At 63.1% G+C, this 18827-nt stretch carries 17 protein-coding genes; 3 read left to right on the top strand and 14 right to left on the bottom strand.

Translation table 11 applies throughout. The features are described from left to right. Positions 1–38: 38 nt before the first annotated feature. From LJ738_RS17845 to LJ738_RS17830, 4 genes are all read right to left on the bottom strand, one after another. Positions 39–1376, bottom strand: a complete 1338-nt coding sequence (locus LJ738_RS17845) for a family 1 glycosylhydrolase (protein WP_227787720.1) — start codon at positions 1374–1376, stop codon at positions 39–41. 245 nt (positions 1377–1621) lie between these two features. Then, the gene (locus tag LJ738_RS17840) at positions 1622–3241 is read right to left on the bottom strand and encodes a GMC family oxidoreductase (protein ID WP_227787719.1); all 1620 of its coding nucleotides are present in this window, start codon (positions 3239–3241) and stop codon (positions 1622–1624) included. A gap of 54 nt (positions 3242–3295) precedes the next feature. After that, the gene (locus tag LJ738_RS17835; RefSeq protein ID WP_227787718.1) at positions 3296–3901 is read right to left on the bottom strand and encodes a gluconate 2-dehydrogenase subunit 3 family protein; all 606 of its coding nucleotides are present in this window, start codon (positions 3899–3901) and stop codon (positions 3296–3298) included. A 17-nt stretch (positions 3902–3918) separates the two neighbouring features. After that, positions 3919–4746: an SDR family oxidoreductase gene (locus LJ738_RS17830; RefSeq protein WP_227787757.1), complete on the bottom strand. Its 828-nt coding sequence runs from the start codon at positions 4744–4746 to the stop codon at positions 3919–3921. Positions 4747–5025: 279 nt separating this feature from the next. Between LJ738_RS17830 and LJ738_RS17825 the strand changes: the two genes are divergently transcribed. Further along, positions 5026–5757, top strand: coding sequence for an alpha/beta fold hydrolase (locus tag LJ738_RS17825; protein ID WP_227787717.1), 732 nt, complete (start codon positions 5026–5028; stop codon positions 5755–5757). A 247-nt stretch (positions 5758–6004) separates the two neighbouring features. On the opposite strand, the gene LJ738_RS17820 is transcribed toward LJ738_RS17825, so the two are convergent. The 5 genes from LJ738_RS17820 to LJ738_RS17800 all read right to left on the bottom strand — a co-directional run bounded on the left by LJ738_RS17820 (position 6005) and on the right by LJ738_RS17800 (position 9824). Next, a complete protein-coding gene (locus LJ738_RS17820; RefSeq protein ID WP_227787716.1) occupies positions 6005–7237 on the bottom strand; it encodes an NADP-dependent isocitrate dehydrogenase in 1233 nt (410 codons plus the stop codon). 326 nt (positions 7238–7563) lie between these two features. Next, a complete protein-coding gene (locus tag LJ738_RS17815) occupies positions 7564–8025 on the bottom strand; it encodes a hypothetical protein (RefSeq protein ID WP_227787715.1) in 462 nt (153 codons plus the stop codon). Positions 8026–8051: 26 nt separating this feature from the next. Then, complete coding sequence (locus LJ738_RS17810; protein WP_227787714.1) at positions 8052–8393, bottom strand: hypothetical protein; 342 nt, start codon at positions 8391–8393, stop codon at positions 8052–8054. Positions 8394–8610: 217 nt separating this feature from the next. Continuing rightward, complete coding sequence (locus tag LJ738_RS17805) at positions 8611–9162, bottom strand: hypothetical protein (RefSeq protein ID WP_227787713.1); 552 nt, start codon at positions 9160–9162, stop codon at positions 8611–8613. 170 nt (positions 9163–9332) lie between these two features. Continuing rightward, positions 9333–9824: a hypothetical protein gene (locus LJ738_RS17800; protein WP_227787712.1), complete on the bottom strand. Its 492-nt coding sequence runs from the start codon at positions 9822–9824 to the stop codon at positions 9333–9335. 292 nt (positions 9825–10116) lie between these two features. Here LJ738_RS17800 and LJ738_RS17795 point away from each other — a divergent pair, with 292 nt between their 5' ends. Next, complete coding sequence (locus LJ738_RS17795; protein ID WP_227787711.1) at positions 10117–10599, top strand: DinB family protein; 483 nt, start codon at positions 10117–10119, stop codon at positions 10597–10599. Between the two features lie 51 nt (positions 10600–10650). Here the strand turns inward: LJ738_RS17795 and eutC are convergent, their stop codons facing one another. Genes eutC through LJ738_RS17780 form a run of 3 tightly spaced genes read right to left on the bottom strand, consistent with a single transcriptional unit; the run spans position 10651 to position 13123 of the window. After that, positions 10651–11430, bottom strand: coding sequence for an ethanolamine ammonia-lyase subunit EutC (gene eutC, locus LJ738_RS17790; protein ID WP_227787710.1), 780 nt, complete (start codon positions 11428–11430; stop codon positions 10651–10653). Between the two features lie 35 nt (positions 11431–11465). Beyond that, the gene (locus tag LJ738_RS17785) at positions 11466–12866 is read right to left on the bottom strand and encodes an ethanolamine ammonia-lyase subunit EutB (RefSeq protein WP_227787709.1); all 1401 of its coding nucleotides are present in this window, start codon (positions 12864–12866) and stop codon (positions 11466–11468) included. A 47-nt stretch (positions 12867–12913) separates the two neighbouring features. Beyond that, positions 12914–13123, bottom strand: a complete 210-nt coding sequence (locus tag LJ738_RS17780) for a hypothetical protein (RefSeq protein ID WP_227787708.1) — start codon at positions 13121–13123, stop codon at positions 12914–12916. A gap of 113 nt (positions 13124–13236) precedes the next feature. Here LJ738_RS17780 and LJ738_RS17775 point away from each other — a divergent pair, with 113 nt between their 5' ends. Then, a complete protein-coding gene (locus LJ738_RS17775) occupies positions 13237–15093 on the top strand; it encodes a glycoside hydrolase family 35 protein (RefSeq protein ID WP_227787707.1) in 1857 nt (618 codons plus the stop codon). Positions 15094–15137: 44 nt separating this feature from the next. On the opposite strand, the gene LJ738_RS21540 is transcribed toward LJ738_RS17775, so the two are convergent. Both LJ738_RS21540 and LJ738_RS17765 read right to left on the bottom strand, forming a co-directional pair. Beyond that, positions 15138–16691 (bottom strand): ATP-binding protein, encoded by a 1554-nt coding sequence (locus LJ738_RS21540; protein ID WP_317206810.1) that lies wholly within the window; start codon positions 16689–16691, stop codon positions 15138–15140. Then, a complete protein-coding gene (locus LJ738_RS17765; RefSeq protein ID WP_227787706.1) occupies positions 16688–18496 on the bottom strand; it encodes a hydroxysqualene dehydroxylase in 1809 nt (602 codons plus the stop codon). The genes LJ738_RS21540 and LJ738_RS17765 overlap by 4 nt, the downstream gene beginning before the upstream one ends. Positions 18497–18827: the final 331 nt, after the last annotated feature.

Genomic DNA, 18827 nt, shown 5'->3' with positions numbered 1-18827 from the left:
TACTGCTGAGGCGCGTGCCGCAAGCGGCCCTTGGCCCGCTACACTTCCACCTTCAGGGTAGCGGGCTCGTTGGTTACTTCGAACAGCTCGCCGTGGGGCACGATGGTAATCTGGCCGTACTCCTTCAGCAGCATTCGGTAGGCATCGGCCACGGGGCGGGGCTTGCGGTCGAGGTCGTAGAGGCCGCAGGCGTTGACCTTGCCCACCTTCCGGCTCAGGGCAATGTCCCAGTCCACCTGGTCGATGAGGGAGTACCAGGTGAAGCCTAGCACGGGCACGCCGTCCTGGCGCATCTGCATGATGTTGACCCACTGCTTCCAGAGCCAGCCGGCCGCCGCCTCGGCTTCAAACACGTTGGTTTCGGTGTGCATCACGGGCTTGCGGTAGCGGTTGTAGTACTCCTTGGTGATGTTGTACCAGCCCAGCACGTCCATGCTCGTTTGGCGCTCGCCGTTGGGCAGCACTATCCATTCGTTGCGGCCGTAGTAGTCGTTGCCCATCACCTGGTAGCCGGGCGGCTCGCCGGCCATAAACCAGTCGTACTCGGCGCGGGTCAGGCCGTTGTCATAAAGAAAGTTGAGCACGTCGGCATCGGGGTGGTGCGCGTAGAGCAGGTCCAGGGCCAGAAAGCGCAGCTTGTTTTGCAGAATGATTTCCGGGCTGGGGTCCGAGCGCAACTCGTGCAGGAACTCCGCCGATTCGCTCTGCACAATGATGCAGTCGGGCCGGTGCGTGGCAATCTGCTGCGTGGCCATGATGCTGGCCGCCACCAGGTGCTTCATGGCGGTCACAAAGCTGCGGTCGTCCTTGAGCTGCTCGTTCCAGACGCCTTCGCGGGCGCTGAGCTTGGCCGTGACGTAGATTTCGTTGATGGGCGTGAAAAAGCGCACCCACGGGTAGCGCTTGGCCACTGCCCCGGCGTATTGGGCAAAGTGAATGGGCAGCTCGGGGTTCTGGAAATTGCCCAGCCAGTCGGGCACCCCAAAGTGCATTAGGTCGAGAATAGGCGTGATGCCCAGCCGCTTGATTTCGGCCATCGCCGCGTCGGCAAAATCCCAGTCGTACTTGCCGGGCCCCTTGTGGATGGAATAGTACGGCAGCCCGTAGCGCAGCGACTTCAGCCCCAGGTCGCGCACCAGGCCCAGGTCTTCTTTGTAGCGGTCGTAGTGGCCGGTTTCGGCCAGCAGGTCGCGGCGGGTGCGGCCGTGGTCGATGGTGGGGTACGAGCACTCGATGCCGGTGGCAAACATGAAGTTGTTGGGCGCACCGGTGGGCAGGCCGCTGCCGTCGCGGCCGGCCGCCCCCCCGTACTGGTCGCCTTCGTAGTGGCCATCGTTGTACTTCTCCTTTATCAGGCTCAGAAAGTCTTTCGGCATGGTGCTGAGGGGCTTATTTGCCTACAGAAGGCGGGAAAAAGTAATTTTGTTCGAGAGCGCCGCCGGGCTGCACATTAGATGCTGTTGGCGTTAATAAGGAGACAGGAAGCACAGGTGTAGAGACGCAATACTTTGCGTCTCCTCGTCGAACGATTCGCTAACGGTGCGGACGACGAGACGCAAAGTATTGCGTCTCTACAGTCGTGCTGAATGCAAAATGACACAGCTTCTTATGACACCGCTACTTATTGGTTACGGCGCCGCTGTCGGGCCAGGAACGCATCGGCCGTGCGCAAACTCAGCGCCATGATGGTGAGAGCGGGGTTCACGCTTAGGGCGCTGGGAAATACGCTGTTGTCGCAGATGTACAGGTTGGGTACTTCGAAGGCACGGCCCTCGGCGTTTACCACGGCTGCATCGGCCGAGTGGCCCATGCGGCACGTGCCGATGACGTGGGCCGAGCGGGAAAAGGCCCACACGTCTTCGGCCCCGGCCGCCGCCCAAATCCGGCGCATCACGCCCTCGGCGTGGCGGGTCAGGCGCTCCTCGTTTTCGTGGAAGGAAAAGTGAACGCGGGGTTTGGGCAGGCCGCGGCTGTCGGGCTCGCCGGAGAGCTCCAGGTAGTTGTCGGGGTGGGGGAGGCAGTCGCCCAGAATGTTGATGCCCGCAATGTGGTTGTACTGGCGCAGGTAGTCGCGCAGCGCGGGGCCCCACAGCCCGCGCCCGCGCGCTACCTGGTTGGCAAACGTGACGGGCATCACGCCGATGCTTTGCAGCAGGTAGCCGCCGGCAAAATCGGCGCCGGCGGGCCGGTGCGTGTCTTCTGAGATGAGCGCGCCGGGAATGGCCTTGAACGGGTGGACTTCTTCGGTAAACGTGCCCCACACCTGCATGCCCGGGTGGGCCATAAAGTTCTGGCCCACCTGCCCGCTGCCCAGCGCCAGGCGGTTGAGCAGCAGCAGCCGCGGCGTTTCTATCGCCCCGGCGCACAAAAACAGGTGGCGGCAGCGCTGGCGATGCCGCTGCCCGTCCTGCTCGTACACCACCCCGGTTACGTGGCCCCGGGCGTCGCGCTCGATTTCCGTCACGAAGCAGCCGGCCCGCACTTCGGCGCCGTGGGCCTCGGCCAGTGGAATGAAGGTGACGTCCATGCTGGCCTTGGCGCCCACGGAGCAGCCGGCCTGGCAAAAGCCGCGGTTGGTGCAGGCCTCGCGCCAGCCGATGCCCTCCTGGTAGTAGCGCGCCGACAGCGCCGCATTGGCCGCCGGCGACGTGCGAATGCCCAGCTTCTCGCAGGCCCGCTGCATGAGCTGGGCGGCTCCGTTCAGCGGCAGCGGGGCCAGTGGATAAGCGCGGCGGCGTGGCGGCCCCCAAGGGTAGGTGGCCGGCCCGGAAATCCCCAATAAGTGCTCCAGCTCGTCGTAGTAAGGCTCCAGGTCTTCAAATGCCAGCGGCCAGTCCTGGCCCACGCCAAACTCGGTGCGCAGCCGCAGGTCGTCGGGCTGCGGGCGCGGCGTATACGCGGTGTAGTGCAGCGTGGAGCCCCCCACGCCGGTCCCCGAGTTGTTGTTGCCAAAGGAGGTCGGCGTGCGGCCCGCCGACAGCCGTTCGTCGTTCCAGAACAGGAATTCCTGGGCTTTCTCGTCGGTGGCAAAATCGCGGCGGGCGTCATGGCGGGGTCCGGCTTCCAGAGCCACCACCTTCAGGCCCGCCATGGCCAGGCGGGCCAGCAGGGGCGCGCCCCCGGCCCCGGTGCCCACCACCACGCAGTCCACTATTTCGGCAGTGTCGGTGGGCTGGGAGCGGGCCGGCTGGGGCAGCGGCTTTGGAGTCGCGGAAGAAGAGGGCAGGTCTGCATCAGCCATAAGCCGGACGAGCAAGGAAAGAAGTTAAAAATTGAGTCGGTTGAGCTACGTTTTTCAGTCCGTCGGCTCGGGCTCGCGCGGGTCGCGCTGGTTCAGGCCGATGTGGGTCCAGTTGGGCAGGTCGGCCATGCCCATGTAGCCTATTTCCTCCTGCGCCAGCGGATGGGCATAGAACAGGCTGGTAACCTCGGCCAGCAAGTCCTGGAAGAACAGGGCGGCATCAAAGCCTTGCCAGGCTTTGCCTTCGATGGTGCCCCGCTGGAAGGCGGTAAGCAAAGCATCCTGAGCCGGGCCGGGCAGCGCCACAAAGTCCTGTCCGTGGCGCGCCTGGGCGGTTTGCTGCAGGCCGCGCAAACTCAGCTGGTATGAGTCGGCGTCGGGCGGCAGGGCGTCGTAGCGCCAGCCGTCGGCTTGCTGCAGGTGCAGGCGGGTGTCGATGCAGTAGGCCACCTCCACCAGCGGCGGGTCGGCCTGGCCGAGCAGCCGCTGGCACACCGCGCGCAGCAGCACAAACGCTGCGGGCTCAAAAAAGCGCGGCTCATACGGCTGCTGCGAGGCGTGCAGCCGCTGCTGCAAGGCCTTGCGCGTGGCCGGGCTCACGGCCGGGGTGTCGAGCAGCGCCCGCACCGTGCCCGGCGGATAAGTGGTGGGAATCTTCATAAACAGCAGAAATTGAGCTACAGCCGCCCGCCCGTGACGTGCACCAATGACCCGGTCATAAAGGAGCCGTCCTGCGAGGCTAGCAGCACGTAGGCGGGGGCCAGTTCTTCGGGCTGGCCGGGGCGTTTCAGGGCAACTTCGTGGCCGAAGTTTTTAATCTCACTGGCGGGCATGGTGCCGGGGATGTTCGGGGTCCAGACGGGCCCCGGCACCACGCAGTTTACCCGGATGCCTTTCTCCCCCAGGTACAAGGCCAGCGACTTGGTGAAGGCATGAATGGCGGCCTTGCTGGCCGAGTAATCCACCAGAATCGGGATGCCCGACTCGCCCACAATGCTGCCCGTATTGATGATGCAGTCGCCCTTTTGCAGGTGCGGAATAGCGGCCTGCGCCATCCAGATGTAGCCCAGAATGTTGGTGTCGAACGTGCGCCGAATCTGCTCTTCGGTAATGTCCTCAAACTTCTCCTGGCTCATCTGGTACGCCGCATTATTCACCAGAATGTTCAGCCCACCGAGCTCGGCCAGGGTGCGGCGCACGGCCTGGCGGCACTGCTCGCGGTCGCGCACATCGAGCTGCAGCAGCAGGCAGCGCTGCCCACGCTTTTCTACCTGCCGCTGGGTTTCCTCGGCATCGGAGATGTTCTCGTTGTAGAGCACGGCTACGTCGGCACCTTCCATGGCATAGGCGATGGCCACGGCCCGGCCAATACCGGAGTCGGCCCCGGTGATGAGGGCGACCTTGCCCTGGAGCTTGCCGGCCGCGCGGTAGCCGGACAGGTCCGTGGCGGGCTGCTGCAGCATGTCCGACTGCTTGGCCGGGTAGGGCAGCTTTTCGGCTTTCATCTTGGCAGCAGTGGGGCGGTATTCGGGCGGGGCGCTGCCAGCCGGTTTAGGTTGTGCTTTTGCCTTCGCGGTAGGTTTCGATGCAGCGGGTTTCTTGATAGCCATGTGGGAAAGGAAAGGACGATTGAGTTTCGGGTGAGCTACTTCACCAACGCATTCTCTACGTGTATGCTCAACCCCGCGGACGGCTCCGCGGTTAATTCACTTTCACCTTCCTGATAGGCCGACCTGGTGCACTAAGCTGAGCCGTGCGCCGCTGCTTTGCGTACGAATTGCTTTATGCCCGCACCCCTCACCTTCATCGGCCTTCATTACTGGGCCGGCTCCGGCAGCGAATTCCGGGCCCTGGCCCAATTGCTGGCGCCGCACCACCGCGTGCTGGCTCCCGACCTGCCCGGCTTTGGGGCCGCCCCGCCATCGGAAACCGATTATTCCTTGGACGCTTACGCCGACCATGTGGCGCAGTTTATTGCCGCGCAGCACTTGGAGCGCTACGCGCTGATAGGGCACAGCATGGGCGGAAAAATTGGGCTGGCCCTGGCCGCCCGGCAGCCGCCCGGCCTGGTGGGAATAGCCCTGCTGAGCCCTTCGCCGCCCGGCCCCGAGCCCATGACGGCTGCCGACCGCCAGCAGAGCCAGCAGGCCTATGGCAAGGCCGAGGAAGCCGAAAAAACCTTTCGGAAAATCACGGCCCGCCCCCTGCCCGAAGCCCTACACCAGCAAATCCTACACGACAACCTGCGCACCTGCCAGCCCGCCTGGAATGCCTGGCTGCTGCAGGGCAGCCAAGAAGACATCCGCGACCGGATGAGCCGGCTGCGGGTGCCGTGCTTAGTCATGGCCGGCGAGCGCGACAGCGTGCTGCCGCCCCATGTGCACCTACAGCACACGCTGCCGCTGCTGCCGGCCCGCACGCCCCTGGAAATCATCGCCGGGGCTGGCCACCTGCTGCCCTATGAGGCGCCGGAGCAAGTGGCGGCGCTGCTCCAGGCCTTTAGTCAGCGCTTGTAGTCCGGGCTTAGAGTAGTTTCGGAATCGCTGTACCGTAGCGCGGACTTTTAGTCCGCGAGGCAGTTGGCGCTACGGACTCGCGGACTAAAAGTCCGCGCTACTGCCTACACGCACGCCGAAACCACTCTAGCTCAATTTTGCCGCGCAGAATGGTTGGCGGTTTGCCCATTCGCTCAATAGAAAAAGCCTCAATAAAAAAGCCCACCCGGATAACCGGGTGGGCTTTTTTATTGAGGTGGCGAAAGACTTATTGGCCCAATTTGATTTTCAGGTTTTCGTCCAGCGCAGCCAGGAATTCTTCGGTGTAGAGGTAGTCGCGGCCGTGCTCCACTTTGTTGCCGTGGATGCAAACGGCCAGGTCCTTGGTCATCTTGCCGCTTTCCACGGTTTCGATGCACACGGTTTCCAGGGCTTTGCAGAAGTCGATAAGCTCCTGGTTACCATCCAGAATGCCGCGGAATTCCAGGCCGCGGGTCCAGGCGAAGATGCTGGCAATGGGGTTCGTGGAGGTAGGCTTGCCGGCCTGGTGGTCGCGGTAGTGGCGTGTCACGGTGCCGTGGGCGGCTTCGGCTTCCATGGTTTTGCCGTCGGGCGTTACCAGCGTGGAGGTCATCAAACCCAGCGAGCCGAAGCCCTGGGCTACGGTGTCGCTCTGCACGTCGCCGTCGTAGTTTTTGCAGGCCCACACAAAGTTGCCGTTCCATTTCAGGGCCGAGGCCACCATGTCGTCAATCAGGCGGTGCTCGTAGGTGATGCTGGCTTCTTTGAACTTGGCCAGGTAGTCCTGCTCGTAAATCTCCTGGAAGATGTCCTTGAAGCGGCCGTCGTACTTCTTCAGGATGGTGTTTTTGGTGCTCAGGTACAGCGGCCAGCCTTTCATCAGGGCCTGGTTGAAGCAGGCGTGCGCGAAGCCACGGATGGACTCGTCGGTGTTGTACATGGCCAGGGCCACGCCGTCGCTCTTGAAGTCGAAAACGTTGAACGACTGCACCTCGCCGCCGTCTTCGGGTGTGAAGGTGATGGTGAGCTTGCCCTTGCCCTTGGTCACGAAATCGGTGGCGCGGTACTGGTCGCCGAAGGCATGGCGGCCGATGCAGATGGGAGCGGTCCAGTTGGGCACGAGGCGGGGCACGTTGCTCATCACAATGGGCTCGCGGAACACGGTGCCATCCAGAATGTTGCGGATGGTGCCGTTCGGCGACTTCCACATCTGCTTGAGGTTGAACTCCTTCACCCGCTCCTCGTCGGGCGTGATGGTGGCGCACTTGATGCCCACGCCGTATTGGCGGATGGCGTTGGCCGAGTCGATGGTTACCTGGTCGTTGGTTTCGTCCCGGTGCTCAATGCCCAAATCGAAATACTTGATATCCAAGTCCAGATACGGCGTAATCAATTTGTCCTTGATGAATTTCCAGATGATGCGCGTCATTTCGTCGCCATCCAGCTCAACCACCGGGTTCGCTACTTTAATTTTTGCCATGTTAGCTGTTTGCGGGTTTGGGTTTTTCCATCGCGTTGCCGGCACGCTCCCCTGGGACGTGCCCGGCTACGCAACGTCATGGCAAAGGCCATTCTCAAGCCCAATATTAAGCGACATTTGCTTGCCGATAGCACCCCGGCCCCGGTATTCACCCTCCAGCTTTCGTTGGTTGAAAAAGAGCGCGCCCGGTTGCCGTTTATCAGCCAACTGGTTAGCTCACTGCACCCGACGGTATTAACCGGCCCGGGCACCTGTTCATGCCCTTAATACACTCCCGTAAACCGCTATAGCTGCAAGCCGATGTGCTTGCCGGCAATGCCAGCGGCCTACTGCGGGCGGTGCTTGGGGCGGGGCCGATGCACCTCGCGGCCGTCGGGGGTAAAGGTGATGACATCGGGGTTGTCCGTGTCGCAGGATTCGGTTTCGTAGGTGACATCCCCCGTTTTCACATTCTCGATTTTGGCCACTTTGCAAAAGGTAAGGTCCGAGTAGCGGAGGCCCAGCATGCGCTGCACCGGGGCGGGCAGGGCGCTGGTGCCCGCCAGGTCGGTCACGGTGGCTTCCAAATCGCCGTTGGGGCGGTAGCGAATGACGTGCGGAGCCTGGTCGAGAACGAAGCGGGCCTCGTAGAGGCCGTGGGTTTTGGCCCAACGCACGTTGGCGGCCAGCGGGTACTGCTTTTGCAGCTCCACGAAGGCCAATGGCGGAACCAGGTCGGGCGTGATTTGCTGCCCCAGGCCGGCACCGGCCCGCAGCAGGATGGCACATAGAAGCAGGGCAGTTTTCATGGGAATCGAAAGAGGCGGCGAGGCGCTTACAGTCTTATTTGCTCCAGCCGGCCAACTACAAGAGTCTGGGAGTGGCAGGCCAGGCAATTGGCGGCAGTAGGCAGGGCGTACGCGTGTTTGGCAATGGCTCCTTCCATGGCGTGCTGCAGCGCGGCGAGGAGCTTGCTGCGCTCGGCATCGGGGATGTTTTGCAGCACCTGCTCGATAGCCGAGCGGTATACGTGGGCCATAAAATTGGGGCCGTGCGTGGCAAAAAAACCGTCGTGCAGGGCATCGAAGCCCGTTTTCTCCGCCAATGAAATAGAAAGCGAAAGGGCCTGCCACTGCTTGGCATTATTGTCCAAGCTGCGCTGTAATTCTGGATTCATGGCCCGTTGAAAAAGTAAAGTCGAAGAAGTAGCACCTGCTATTCCCGGAGTGCTTTCCGGGGGTAGTGCAAAGGTCGGGCCCCATTTTATGCCATGCCTTGACTTGGCTCATCGAAAAGGATGAGGTTTGTCAGACTTTGCTTCCGGGCTGCTCGCGGTGGGCGCCGTAACTGAGAACCATCGCCTTCGCAACGATAACCCAGGACCTTATCGGCCTTCAACTGGAGCGGGAGGGCGGTGCTGCGCTGGGCGCGGTGAAGCGGGCGCTCAGGCTATAAATCAAAACGGGAAGGACCATGAACTGCAACACTGGGGTCAGGCCTACTCCGATGCCCGGAATGATGGGCATCCGCGTGGCGTAGGCCCAATTTCCCGCCGCCAGATGGGCGACTTCCGATAAGATGGCGCCGGTGCCGCCCGCTACCACCAGCCAGAAAATGCGTTCGGCCGGCAGGTGCCGGGCCCAAAGGCCATTGCGATACACGAGGGCAAAGCCGAAGTAGAGCAGCCCGGCCATAATGGTATCGGCCAGCGAGGCCAGGGCTAGAAAGGCCACATGCGGCAGGTCGTAGCTGATGCCCTGATATAAGGTGCAGTGGCTTAGTTCCCAGGCATAATTGAGCAGAAAAGCCAGCACCGCTCCCGTCCCAACAAACCGCCTAAACACCGGTTTATTCGTGGCCCTTTTCAGGAAATAGGCATACAGGCCCAGCGCTCCAGCCAATGCGCCGACGGGCACCACGAACAGGCCGGGAGTTAGCGCAACCATGGTTTGGCAGGTGGGTGGTTTAGCTCAATGGCTGGGACTGGCGTCTGGGAGTAACCCAATTGGTAGCAGGCAGCCGGATGGCGGGCGCAGCGGGGACAACACCGGTACTGCAAACGCGCTGTAAGTCAGTTGGTTTTGTTGTGTTTCGAATAGCCACAAGAGTAGTTGAGCTACTTAGCAGCTACCCGCACCCCGAGGTAAACCCCGGGCCGACCAGGTATGGCAAAGGGCTCGATGCTCCAGCGCGGGTCTTGGGGCGAAATGTGGGCCAGCTGCAGCCACGGGACATAGTCGGTGGCGCGGCCGTGGGCGCTGGTGATGAAGAAGTCGATTACCTGGCGGGTGTTTACGTCGTAGGTTACCCGCAGCGTGGTGGTATCGCGCTTGAATTGTTTCGCCCACTCCACGATGCCCTCTTTGCGTTCTTCCGGTGTGGGTTCGGTGTCATCATGGCCTGCTACGGGACCCAGGGCGGCGCGAAGCTGGTCGATGTTGAGGCGCGCCAGAGCGGGCACATCAAACACGGGCTTGACGGCACGAGCGGGTGTGGCGACGGGTGCGGGCGCCACGACCTCGTCGGGCGGCGCCTGCGTGGGGGGCGGGTCCGTGGGCCCGCAGCCGATGGGCAGCAGGAGCAACAACCAACGGTAGCGAAGGCGCATGACTTGGAGCAGGAGGGGGCGGGCGTTTTGTGGCGTGGAAAGGCGCTGTCACAAACGGGCGGTACTTTGCTAGTACATTAAAAAGCCCTTTAAAAGGTCCTGAAAGCGGGTTTTAATGCGCAATGCCGGTGACATTGTTTTTGAACCACGACAACGGAGCCAGGTAGTGGCCTGCCTGTCAAAGCCTCCCGCAGCGGGCAGGTCCGGTGCAATGTATGAATAGCCTCATCTGCTCTAGCCCAACCCGCGCAGATGGCTAACTTCCGGCCTTCACCACAACCCCGCCCCACCCATGGACCCAACCACCCGCGCCCGCATCGTCGACGAACTCCGGCAGCTGCTTCACCACGGCAATGCCCACGTGCCCCTGGCCGAGGCCTGTGCCAAACTCCCCACGAACCTGCTCAACCACTCCGTGCCGGACCTGCCCTATACCCTCTGGCAGCTGGTGGAGCACATTCGAATCACGCAGTGGGACATTGTCGAGTTCTGCCTGAACCCGGCCCACGTCTCGCCCTCGTGGCCGGATGAGTATTGGCCCGGCCCGGATGCGCCCGGTACTGCCGAAGGCTTGCAGGCTACGCTCAAGCAGATTGCGCACGACCGGGACCGGTTCCTGGCCGTGCTCGATGAGCCGGCGCAGGACCTATTTGCGCCCCTGCCGCAGGGCACGGGCCAGTCGCTGTTTCGGGAAGCCGTGCTCATCGCCGACCATACCGCCTACCACACCGGGCAAATCATTCTGGTGAGGCGCCTCCTGCACAACTGGGATTGAGCTAGCCGCCGCTGCCCGCTGGAACCTCTTTAAGATTCCCACCGCCCGGAATTAGCCTAACCGCAAGTCCGACTCATCTTTCAGCCCAACCCCGGAAAGCTGCCGCCGCATCGCCTCCTGCAGCAGGTAAAACAGCGTGGCCGCCGCGGCCGGGTAAGTCAGCCCTTCGGGGCGGATGTTGGACACACAGTTGCGCGCCTCGTCGGTGAGGCCGGGCCGGGGGCCGTAGGTGAAGTAGGCGCCCAAGCTGTTGGGTGCGCTCAGCCCGGGCCGCTCGCCAATGAGCATCAGCACCAGCCGCGCCCTTAGTAGCTGGCCCACTTCATCGCCGAGCGCTACACGGGCCTGTTCGGCCAGCGTAATCGGGGCCAGTAGGAAGCCAGCCGCTTTCAGCATCGGCAGCAGCTGTCGCAGCAGCGGCAGAGCGTGGCCGTTCACGGCCGTGGCCGACAGGCCATCGGCCAGGACCACGGCGATGTCGGATTCGCCAATGGCAAGCTCCGCCAGTTGCGCCCGGGAAGTTTCGGTTAGCTGTCGGCCCCAGTCCGGGCGCTGCAGGTACTGCTCGCGGGTTTGGGCGCGGCTCTGCACCGCGCAGAAGGGGAACTGCAGCTGCTCCAAGCCGGCACGCAGTGGCTCCAGGGCCAGGGCAGAGTACACCGCGTCGCGGGCGTGGGCATGGGCCAGCCGGAACGCCAGCGACTCCCGCAGCGGCACGCTGGTACCGCTGCGCCCCAGCGCAATGCGCGCGGCGGTAAATGCCCGCAGTGCATTCCAAGGGTCGGGTTCCGGCGCGGCACCGGGCGGGGGCAGGACAATTGGGCTGGACATTGAGACGGTTTATTAGGTTGGTAGGAGGATTGAGCCTAGCGCAGCACGGAGGGCAGGGGACCCAGCCGCCGGGCGGCGGCCGCCGCCGGCAGCAACTGGCCGTGGGCCGTGAAAATGCCCTGCTGCTCCAGCCAGGCTGCAAACTCCGGGGCCGGGCGCAGGCCCAACACCTGCCGCAGGTACAGCGCATCGTGGAAAGAGGTGGACTGGTAGTGGAGCAGGATGTCGTCGGCGCCGGGCACGCCCATGATGTAGTTGCAGCCGGCCACGCCGAGCAGGGTGAGCAGCGTGTCCATGTCGTCCTGGTCGGCTTCGGCGTGGTTGGTGTAGCACACGTCTACGCCCATGGGCAGGCCCAGCAGCTTGCCGCAGAAATGGTCTTCCAGCGCCGCCCGAATGATTTGCTTGCCGTCGTAGAGGTACTCCGGGCCGATGAAGCCGACCACCGAATTGACCAGCAGGGGCGAAAACCGGCGCGCCACGGCATAGGCCCGGGCCTCGCAGGTTTGCTGGTCAACGCCCTGGTGGGCATTGGCCGACAAGGCGCTGCCCTGGCCGGTTTCGAAGTACATCACGTGCTGGCCCAGCGTGCCGCGTCGCAGCGCCAGCGTGGCCTCCCAGGCTTCCTGCAGCAGCGCCAGGCTCACCCCGAAGCTCTGGTTGGCCGCCTCGGTGCCGCCGATGGATTGAAAGGTGAGGTCCACGGGCGCGCCCTGCTCAATGAGGCCCAGCGTGGTCGTGACGTGGCAGAGTACGCAGGTCTGGGTCGGGATGGCGTATTGCTCGCGCACCTCGTCGAGCATCTGCAGCAGCTGGTGCACCACCCGGGGGCTGTCCGTGGCGGGGTTGATGCCGATAACGGCGTCGCCGCTGCCGTAGAGCAGGCCGTCGACCAGGCTGGCCGCGATGCCGCGCAAATCGTCGGTGGGGTGGTTGGGCTGCAGGCGCGTGGCCAGGTGCCCGCGCAGTCCCAGCGTGTTGCGAAAGCGCGTCACCACTTCGCAGCGTCGGGCCACAGCAATCAGCTCCTGGTTGCGCAGCAGCTTCGAGACGGCGGCCACCATCTCCGGCGTCAGGCCCGGCGCCAGGCCCGGCGCCAGCGCGTGCAGCGAGGCGGCATCGGCCGCGTCTGACACTAGCCAGTCGCGCAATTGCCCCACGGTGAAGTGGGCGATGCCGGCAAACGCGCCCGCATTGTGGGTGTCCACAATCAGGCGCGTGACTTCGTCTTGCTCGTAGGGTACCAGCGCCTCGGTCAGGAACTGCCGCAGGGGCACATCGGCCAGGGCAAATTGAGCTGCTACGCGCTCCGCGGCAGTCGTGGCGGCCAGCCCGGCCAGCACATCGCCGGAGCGCAGCGGCGAGGCCCGCGCCAGCAGCGTTTTCAGGTCATCGAAAACGTAGGTGCGGCTGTCAATGGTGTGGCGGTAGGGCATAGCCGGAGCGAAGTAGGCAAGTGCGTGGACGGCGAGGTTCTCCTGTTTTATAATGATGCAGTTTGCAAGGGTAGCATCGCAGCAGTTTGCCCCTTGAAGGTAAGGACGGAAACGCAGGTAGCCGAACCCGCCCAGCCGGCCAGCAGTAGGTTGTTTTTACTGCTGCCGCTTGGTGCCGAAAGCCACGCTTGTTTCTCTTTATAAACCGTGGCCGTTGCAAAATCCGCATCCGCCGGTCGGCTGTCAGGAGAGTGCATAAGGGTTGTGAGGGCGGCAGTAGCCTTCTTTGCTGCTCGGCTTTCTGCAGTGGCTAAACCACGGCTGCGCAGTACCAGCCTTACCAGTTCTAAAAACCCATCAAAATTCTAAAATGGACTTCGCGCTCCGCAAAGGGTTTCGCCACTTCTTGCTGCTAAGTGTCCTGAGCGCCTGCTGTCTGGTAGCCCAGGCGCAAGCTCCCCGGCACACGTTTGCGCTGGGGGCCGAGAGCTTCCTGCTCGATGGCCAGCCCTTTCAGATGATTTCGGGCGAGCTGCACTACCCCCGCATCCCGCGGGAAGCCTGGCGCTCGCGGTTGAAAATGGCCAAGGCCATGGGGCTAAATACTATTGGCACCTACGTCTTTTGGAACGCGCACGAGCCCCAGCCGGGCCAGTACGATTTCAAGGGCAATAATGACGTGGCTGCCTTCGTGCGCATGGCCCAGGAAGAAGGCCTGTGGGTGGTGCTACGGCCCAGCCCCTACGTGTGCGCTGAGTGGGAATTTGGCGGCTACCCGTACTGGCTGCAGAACGTGCCCGGCCTGAAAGTGCGCAGCCAGGAGCCACAGTACGTGGCCGCCTACCGGCGCTACATTCAGGCCGTGGGCCAGCAGCTGGCGCCGCTGCAAGTAAACCACGGCGGCCCGGTGCTGATGGTGCAGGTAGAAAACGAATACGGCTCCTACGGCAGCGACAAGCAGTACCTGGCCCTCAACAAACAGCTGTTTCAGCAGGTCGGCTTCGACGGCCTGCTCTATACCTGCGACCCGGCCAATGACGTAGCTGCGGGCCACCTGCCCGGCCTGCTGCCCGCCGTAAACGGCCTCGACCAGCCCCGGGAGGTGAAGGCGCTGGTGCGCGCCAATCACAACGGACAGGGTCCGTACTTCATTGCCGAATGGTACCCGGCCTGGTTCGACTGGTGGGGCGCCCCTCACCACACCGTGCCGGCCGAGAAGTACACGGCGCGGCTGGATTCGGTGCTGAAAGCCGGCCTATCCATCAACCTGTACATGTTTCACGGCGGCAGCACCCGCGGCTTCATGAACGGGGCCAACTACAAGGGCGGCACCACCCGCTACGAGCCGCAGGTGAGCAGCTACGACTACGACGCGCCGCTCGACGAAGCCGGCAACGCCACCCCCAAGTTTCTGGCCTTCCGCCAGGTCATTGCCAAGTACCGGCCCGCGGGGCAGCCCCTTCCGCCGGTGCCGGCGGCCCGCCTGGCCGCCGCATTGCCCACCCTGCAGCTCACCCGGGTTGCCAGCCTGCTCAGCCGCTTGCCCGCGCCCGTGTTCAGCAGCACGCCGCTCACCTTCGAAGGCCTCCGGCAGGCGTATGGCTTTGTGCTGTACCGCGCCACCGTGCCGGGTGGCCGCACGCAGCTGCTGAAAATTACCGAGCTGCGCGACTACGCCGTGGTGCTGGTGAACGGCCAGCGCGTGGGCACCCTCGACCGCCGCCTCAACCAGGACAGCCTGCGCCTCGCCCTGCCGAAGGGCCCGGTCCAGCTGGATATATTAGTGGAGAACATGGGGCGCATCAATTTTGGCAAGTACCTGCTGGAGAACACCAAAGGCATCACTCAGAATGTGCGCCTCGATGGCCGGGAGGTAAAAGACTGGCGTATGTATCGCCTGCCTTTCGATACGGCGCCGGTGGTGGCCCAGGGCACGGCCCCAGCGCCGGCGGCCACGGCGGCCCCGGTGCTGCGTTCGGCCACGTTCACGCTCGCCACCCCAGCCGACACGTACCTGGACATGCGGGCCTGGGGCAAAGGCTGCGTCTGGGTCAATGGCCACCACCTGGGCCGCTACTGGGCCATTGGGCCGCAGCAAACGCTGTACGTGCCCGCCGAGTGGCTGAAAAAAGGCGCCAACGACATCACGGTACTGGAGCTGCTCAAGCCGCAGCAAGCCACGCTGCCCAGCCTGGCCCACCCCATCCTGAGCGAGCTGCAGCCGTAAGCAAACCAGCTGAATAGCAAAACCGGGGCTGACCAGGGCAGCCGTTAGGCCGGGCTGGTCACGGGCAAGCCCAGGGAGAAGGTCGTGCCCTGGCCTTCGTGGCTCTCCACGGTGAGCGCGCCGCCGTGGCCCTGGGCAATGATGTCGTGCGAAAGCGACAAGCCCAACCCCGTGCCCTCGCCCGGCGGCTTGGTGGTAAAGAAGGGCTGAAAGACCTTTTCCCGCACGGAGTTGCTCATGCCGATGCCATTGTCGCGCACCTGAATCACCACCTGCTGATTGACCAGGCGGGTGTTTACTTCTACTACCGGGCGGTAGTTGGCGTCGCCCTGCTGCTGGCGCTGGCGCACGGCGTAGAAGGCATTATTGAACAAATTGAGCAGCACCCGGCCCACGTCCGGGCCCACTACTCGCACCGTCGGCAGGTCCGCCGTAAAGTCGGTATTCAGCGTGGCGTTGAAGCTTTTGTCTTTGGCGCGCAGGCCGTGGTAGGCCAGGCGCAGGTATTCGTCGCAGAGGCTGTTTAAGTCGGTAGGCGTGCGCTCGCCCGTGCTGGTGCGGCTGTGCTCGAGCATGCCCTTGACGATGCCCGCCGCCCGGCGCCCGTGCTGCTGGATTTTGCCCAGGTTCTTGCCCAAGTCGCCGGCCAGGTCCACCACTTCGGCTGCGTCGCCGGCCGCCTGCGCTTCCTGGAGTTCGGTCACCAGCTCGGCCGAGACTTCGGCGAAGTTGTTGACGAAGTTGAGCGGGTTTTGAATCTCGTGGGCAATGCCGGCCGTGAGCTCCCCCAGTGAGGCCATTTTCTCCTTCTGTATCAGCTGCGTCTGGGCTTCCTTCAGGTCGGTGAGCGACTGCTCCAGTTGGGCGGTGCGTTCCGAGAGCAGGACGTTTTGTTCGCTGATGATGTGCAGGGTGTGCGAGTTGATGTTATCGAACACCAAAGCCAGCATGAGGATAATGAGCATCATGCCCACCAGAATGTCCAGATGCCAGAAGTGCAGCTTGACCACCGGCACGTAGCTGCGCAACGGGATGTGCTGGTTCACCAGCACCCAAAAAAAGACCACCGTTAGCAGGCTCACGAGCGAGAATATCAGCCCCCCGCGCCGGCCCAGCAAGAACGTGGCCGCCAGCGGCCAGAGCACCAGCCAGGGTGTGGTGGCCGCGTAGTAGCCGCCCTGGTAGTAGCTATTCAGGGCCACCGTAAGGATGCCGCCCGCCACGTAGAGGTAGCCGAAGGTGGTGTACGAATACAGTCGGTAGCGGAACCCCAGCGCCAGCGCCAAAAACACGACCGCACTGCCCGACATGATAATCAGGCCCGGGGTATACGTGCCCCACCAGCTCAGGCCCAGAAAGTTGAGCGAGAAGAGGATGGTAAGCAAATTCGAATTCAGGATGATGCGGGCCTGGCGGCGCTCATCGAGCGCGCCGCCAAAGCTGGCCGGAAAAAACCAGGCGCTCAGGCGATTAAATCCTTCAGCGAGGGCCGCGAAAAAACGACCCAAGGCCGGCAGCAGCCCCGGCCGGGCAGCCGAAATGGGAGCGGCAGCAGCGGCACTAGCAGCGGGTGATATAGACGGAATGGGGGCGCTCAACGGAAACCTCGGATTTTATGGTACAAGTGATTGGCCTCGTGCAAGACCTGCCCCAGCCAGCTCAATTTATCGGTCCAGGGCAGGCCCTTCGCGAAGCGGCGGCGGTCTTCCCAGCGCAGCACGGCCAGCACGTCGGGCTCGTGCAGGGGCCAGATTTTGCAGAGCGGCGCGCTGCTGCCGCTGGCCGCAATAATGCCGTTCACGGCCCGGCGCGCGGCCTCGTTGGCGCCTTCCATGGTGGCCAGGTCGGTATTGGTGCGCACGTAGTCGGAGGCCAGAAATAGGTTCTCGATGCCGCAAAAGCTGGCGGGGCGCAGGCTCCAGGAATTGGCCGTGTTCACGAGCAGCGGCTCGGTGTTGTGCATGGTGGCAAAGGGGCTCTGCACGGGCGGCGGCGTGGGGCGGTGGGTATCGGGCTCGATGTCGGAATCGACGTAGTAGCCCACGCGCATCGCATCGGTCAGCAGGCATTCGCCGCTGGCTTGCACGAGGCTCTTTTTCAGCTGGGCCCACACTTCTTCCACCACTTCGGGCAGGGTGCAGTCAGAGGCCAGTTTGCCGTTCAGCCCTTTCTCAAACCAGTTGCTCACGTCCACCGAAATCAGGCCCTTAACCTGGCCGTCGCCGTACCCGGACAGTGGGTGCTGCGGCCAGAACTGAGCCTGCGAAATCCCCGTCAGCGCCCACGGCGAATCGAGGCAGATGATGTGGCCCGGCGCCAGGGGCACGTCCACGTTGAGGTAAAACTGAATGCCGTTCATCCAGTTCAGCGCCTGGGTTTCCGGGGCGGCCAGTATTTTGATAAAGCCCAGCGTTTCGTCCACTTTCAGCATGTCGGGGCTGATGAGCGGGGCCATGCGCTCGACGGGCATGGCCGCGACGTAGTAATCGGCCTCAATTTTCTCCTCGGCGTCGCCCACGTCTGGCCGCACGTACGCGGCCGTGATGCGGCGGGTGTACGGGTCGCAGTCGAAGCGCGTGACGTAGCGGTGGTGGTGGTAGCGCACACCCAGCTTCCCCGTGAGGTGGGCCAGCCAGGGGTTGAGCCAAACTTCGTTGGTGGGCCCGTTGAGGATGCGGTCGGTGTGGGCCTCGGGGTTGGCCGTGAGCAGCAGCAGCTGCAGCAGGATGTCGCCGCCCGTTTTGATGCTCATCAACTTGGGCTGCGCCGCTACCAGCGAGTGCGTGAGGCCGCCCACGCAGTACGTTTCGTAGGGCGTCACGGCGCCGTCCGGGTAACCGTCGCGGTGCCCTTGCTCGTCGGTCTGCATAAACTGCCACCAGCTCTGGCGCTCGTACACCTGCTGCCGCCGCTCGTAGCTCGAGGTAAGAATCTGCCACAAGCTGCCGGCAAACAGCTTAATATCACTGGCGTTGAGGCCCGTGTCGGCTCCGGTCAGGTCCTGAAAAATCGTTTCCAGGTCGGCCAGGTTCTTGGGAAAGTTGACCAGCGCCGGCAGCGGCGGCTTTCCAAACCGCGCCAGCAGCACCCGCTCCGAAGCCACCAGATTGTCGAACACGCCCTGTGGGTTGGTGCCGTACGGGATGCGTTTCATGGTATCGGTCACGTGCTTGTAGAAGCCCGGGAAAAACCGAAACCCGTGCTCGCCCGGCAGGTCGGGGCGGCCCTCGGTGCCGGTGTGGGGCACGTCCACCGAGCGGGCCTTGCCGCCTACGTAGTGGGGCTGGCGCTCGTATACGTCCACCGAAAAGCCGCGCTCGGCCAGTTCGTGCGCCGCACTCATGCCCGCTACCCCTCCTCCCAATACTGCAACTCGGATGACGGGAGAAGAAGTAGAATCCATAGAAAAGCTTTAAATGCCAATAGTCATGATTTAGGGGCTGAAATTAACTCAAGAATAACATACTATATAATCTTAACACAAACCAATTTTAATGGGTGTGGCTCGCCATAGCCTGTTTTTGGTCAGCAAAGGCACGTGGGCGGCCCTTGGGTATTCCCAAATTCGATTTTTAAGTGACCACAAGCTGCCTTCAAGTGGGGCTCAGCAGCCCAACTCGTATCCGATGTGCTTTTAGGATAGCCAGCTCGATTAGGTGTATAGTCCCAAAGAGTGATGGTGTATTTTCCGGGCTGGAATTTCGCACGCACTTATGGGACAAGTACTCCACGGC

The sequence above is a fragment of the Hymenobacter plasmatis genome (assembly GCF_020711255.1).
GTDB lineage: Bacteria > Bacteroidota > Bacteroidia > Cytophagales > Hymenobacteraceae > Hymenobacter.
Note: the sequence above shows the minus strand (reverse complement) of the source record. Positions and strands in the feature narration are given on the sequence as shown.

What these genes read in the sequence shown, in the direction of transcription:
- LJ738_RS17785 (WP_227787709.1), bottom strand. Translation starts at nt 12,866, where the DNA reads ATGCCCTACCGCCACACCATTGACAGCCGCACCTACGTTTTCGATGAC.
- LJ738_RS17795 (WP_227787711.1), top strand. Translation starts at nt 10,117, where the DNA reads ATGGACCCAACCACCCGCGCCCGCATCGTCGACGAACTCCGGCAGCTG.
- LJ738_RS17800 (WP_227787712.1), bottom strand. Translation starts at nt 9,824, where the DNA reads ATGCGCCTTCGCTACCGTTGGTTGTTGCTCCTGCTGCCCATCGGCTGC.
- LJ738_RS17805 (WP_227787713.1), bottom strand. Translation starts at nt 9,162, where the DNA reads ATGGTTGCGCTAACTCCCGGCCTGTTCGTGGTGCCCGTCGGCGCATTG.
- LJ738_RS17845 (WP_227787720.1), bottom strand. Translation starts at nt 1,376, where the DNA reads ATGCCGAAAGACTTTCTGAGCCTGATAAAGGAGAAGTACAACGATGGC.
- LJ738_RS17775 (WP_227787707.1), top strand. Translation starts at nt 13,237, where the DNA reads ATGGACTTCGCGCTCCGCAAAGGGTTTCGCCACTTCTTGCTGCTAAGT.
- LJ738_RS17820 (WP_227787716.1), bottom strand. Translation starts at nt 7,237, where the DNA reads ATGGCAAAAATTAAAGTAGCGAACCCGGTGGTTGAGCTGGATGGCGAC.
- LJ738_RS17780 (WP_227787708.1), bottom strand. Translation starts at nt 13,123, where the DNA reads ATGCACTCTCCTGACAGCCGACCGGCGGATGCGGATTTTGCAACGGCC.
- LJ738_RS17835 (WP_227787718.1), bottom strand. Translation starts at nt 3,901, where the DNA reads ATGAAGATTCCCACCACTTATCCGCCGGGCACGGTGCGGGCGCTGCTC.
- LJ738_RS17830 (WP_227787757.1), bottom strand. Translation starts at nt 4,746, where the DNA reads ATGAAAGCCGAAAAGCTGCCCTACCCGGCCAAGCAGTCGGACATGCTG.
- LJ738_RS17815 (WP_227787715.1), bottom strand. Translation starts at nt 8,025, where the DNA reads ATGAAAACTGCCCTGCTTCTATGTGCCATCCTGCTGCGGGCCGGTGCC.
- eutC (WP_227787710.1), bottom strand. Translation starts at nt 11,430, where the DNA reads ATGTCCAGCCCAATTGTCCTGCCCCCGCCCGGTGCCGCGCCGGAACCC.
- LJ738_RS17825 (WP_227787717.1), top strand. Translation starts at nt 5,026, where the DNA reads ATGCCCGCACCCCTCACCTTCATCGGCCTTCATTACTGGGCCGGCTCC.
- LJ738_RS17840 (WP_227787719.1), bottom strand. Translation starts at nt 3,241, where the DNA reads ATGGCTGATGCAGACCTGCCCTCTTCTTCCGCGACTCCAAAGCCGCTG.
- LJ738_RS17765 (WP_227787706.1), bottom strand. Translation starts at nt 18,496, where the DNA reads ATGGATTCTACTTCTTCTCCCGTCATCCGAGTTGCAGTATTGGGAGGA.
- LJ738_RS17810 (WP_227787714.1), bottom strand. Translation starts at nt 8,393, where the DNA reads ATGAATCCAGAATTACAGCGCAGCTTGGACAATAATGCCAAGCAGTGG.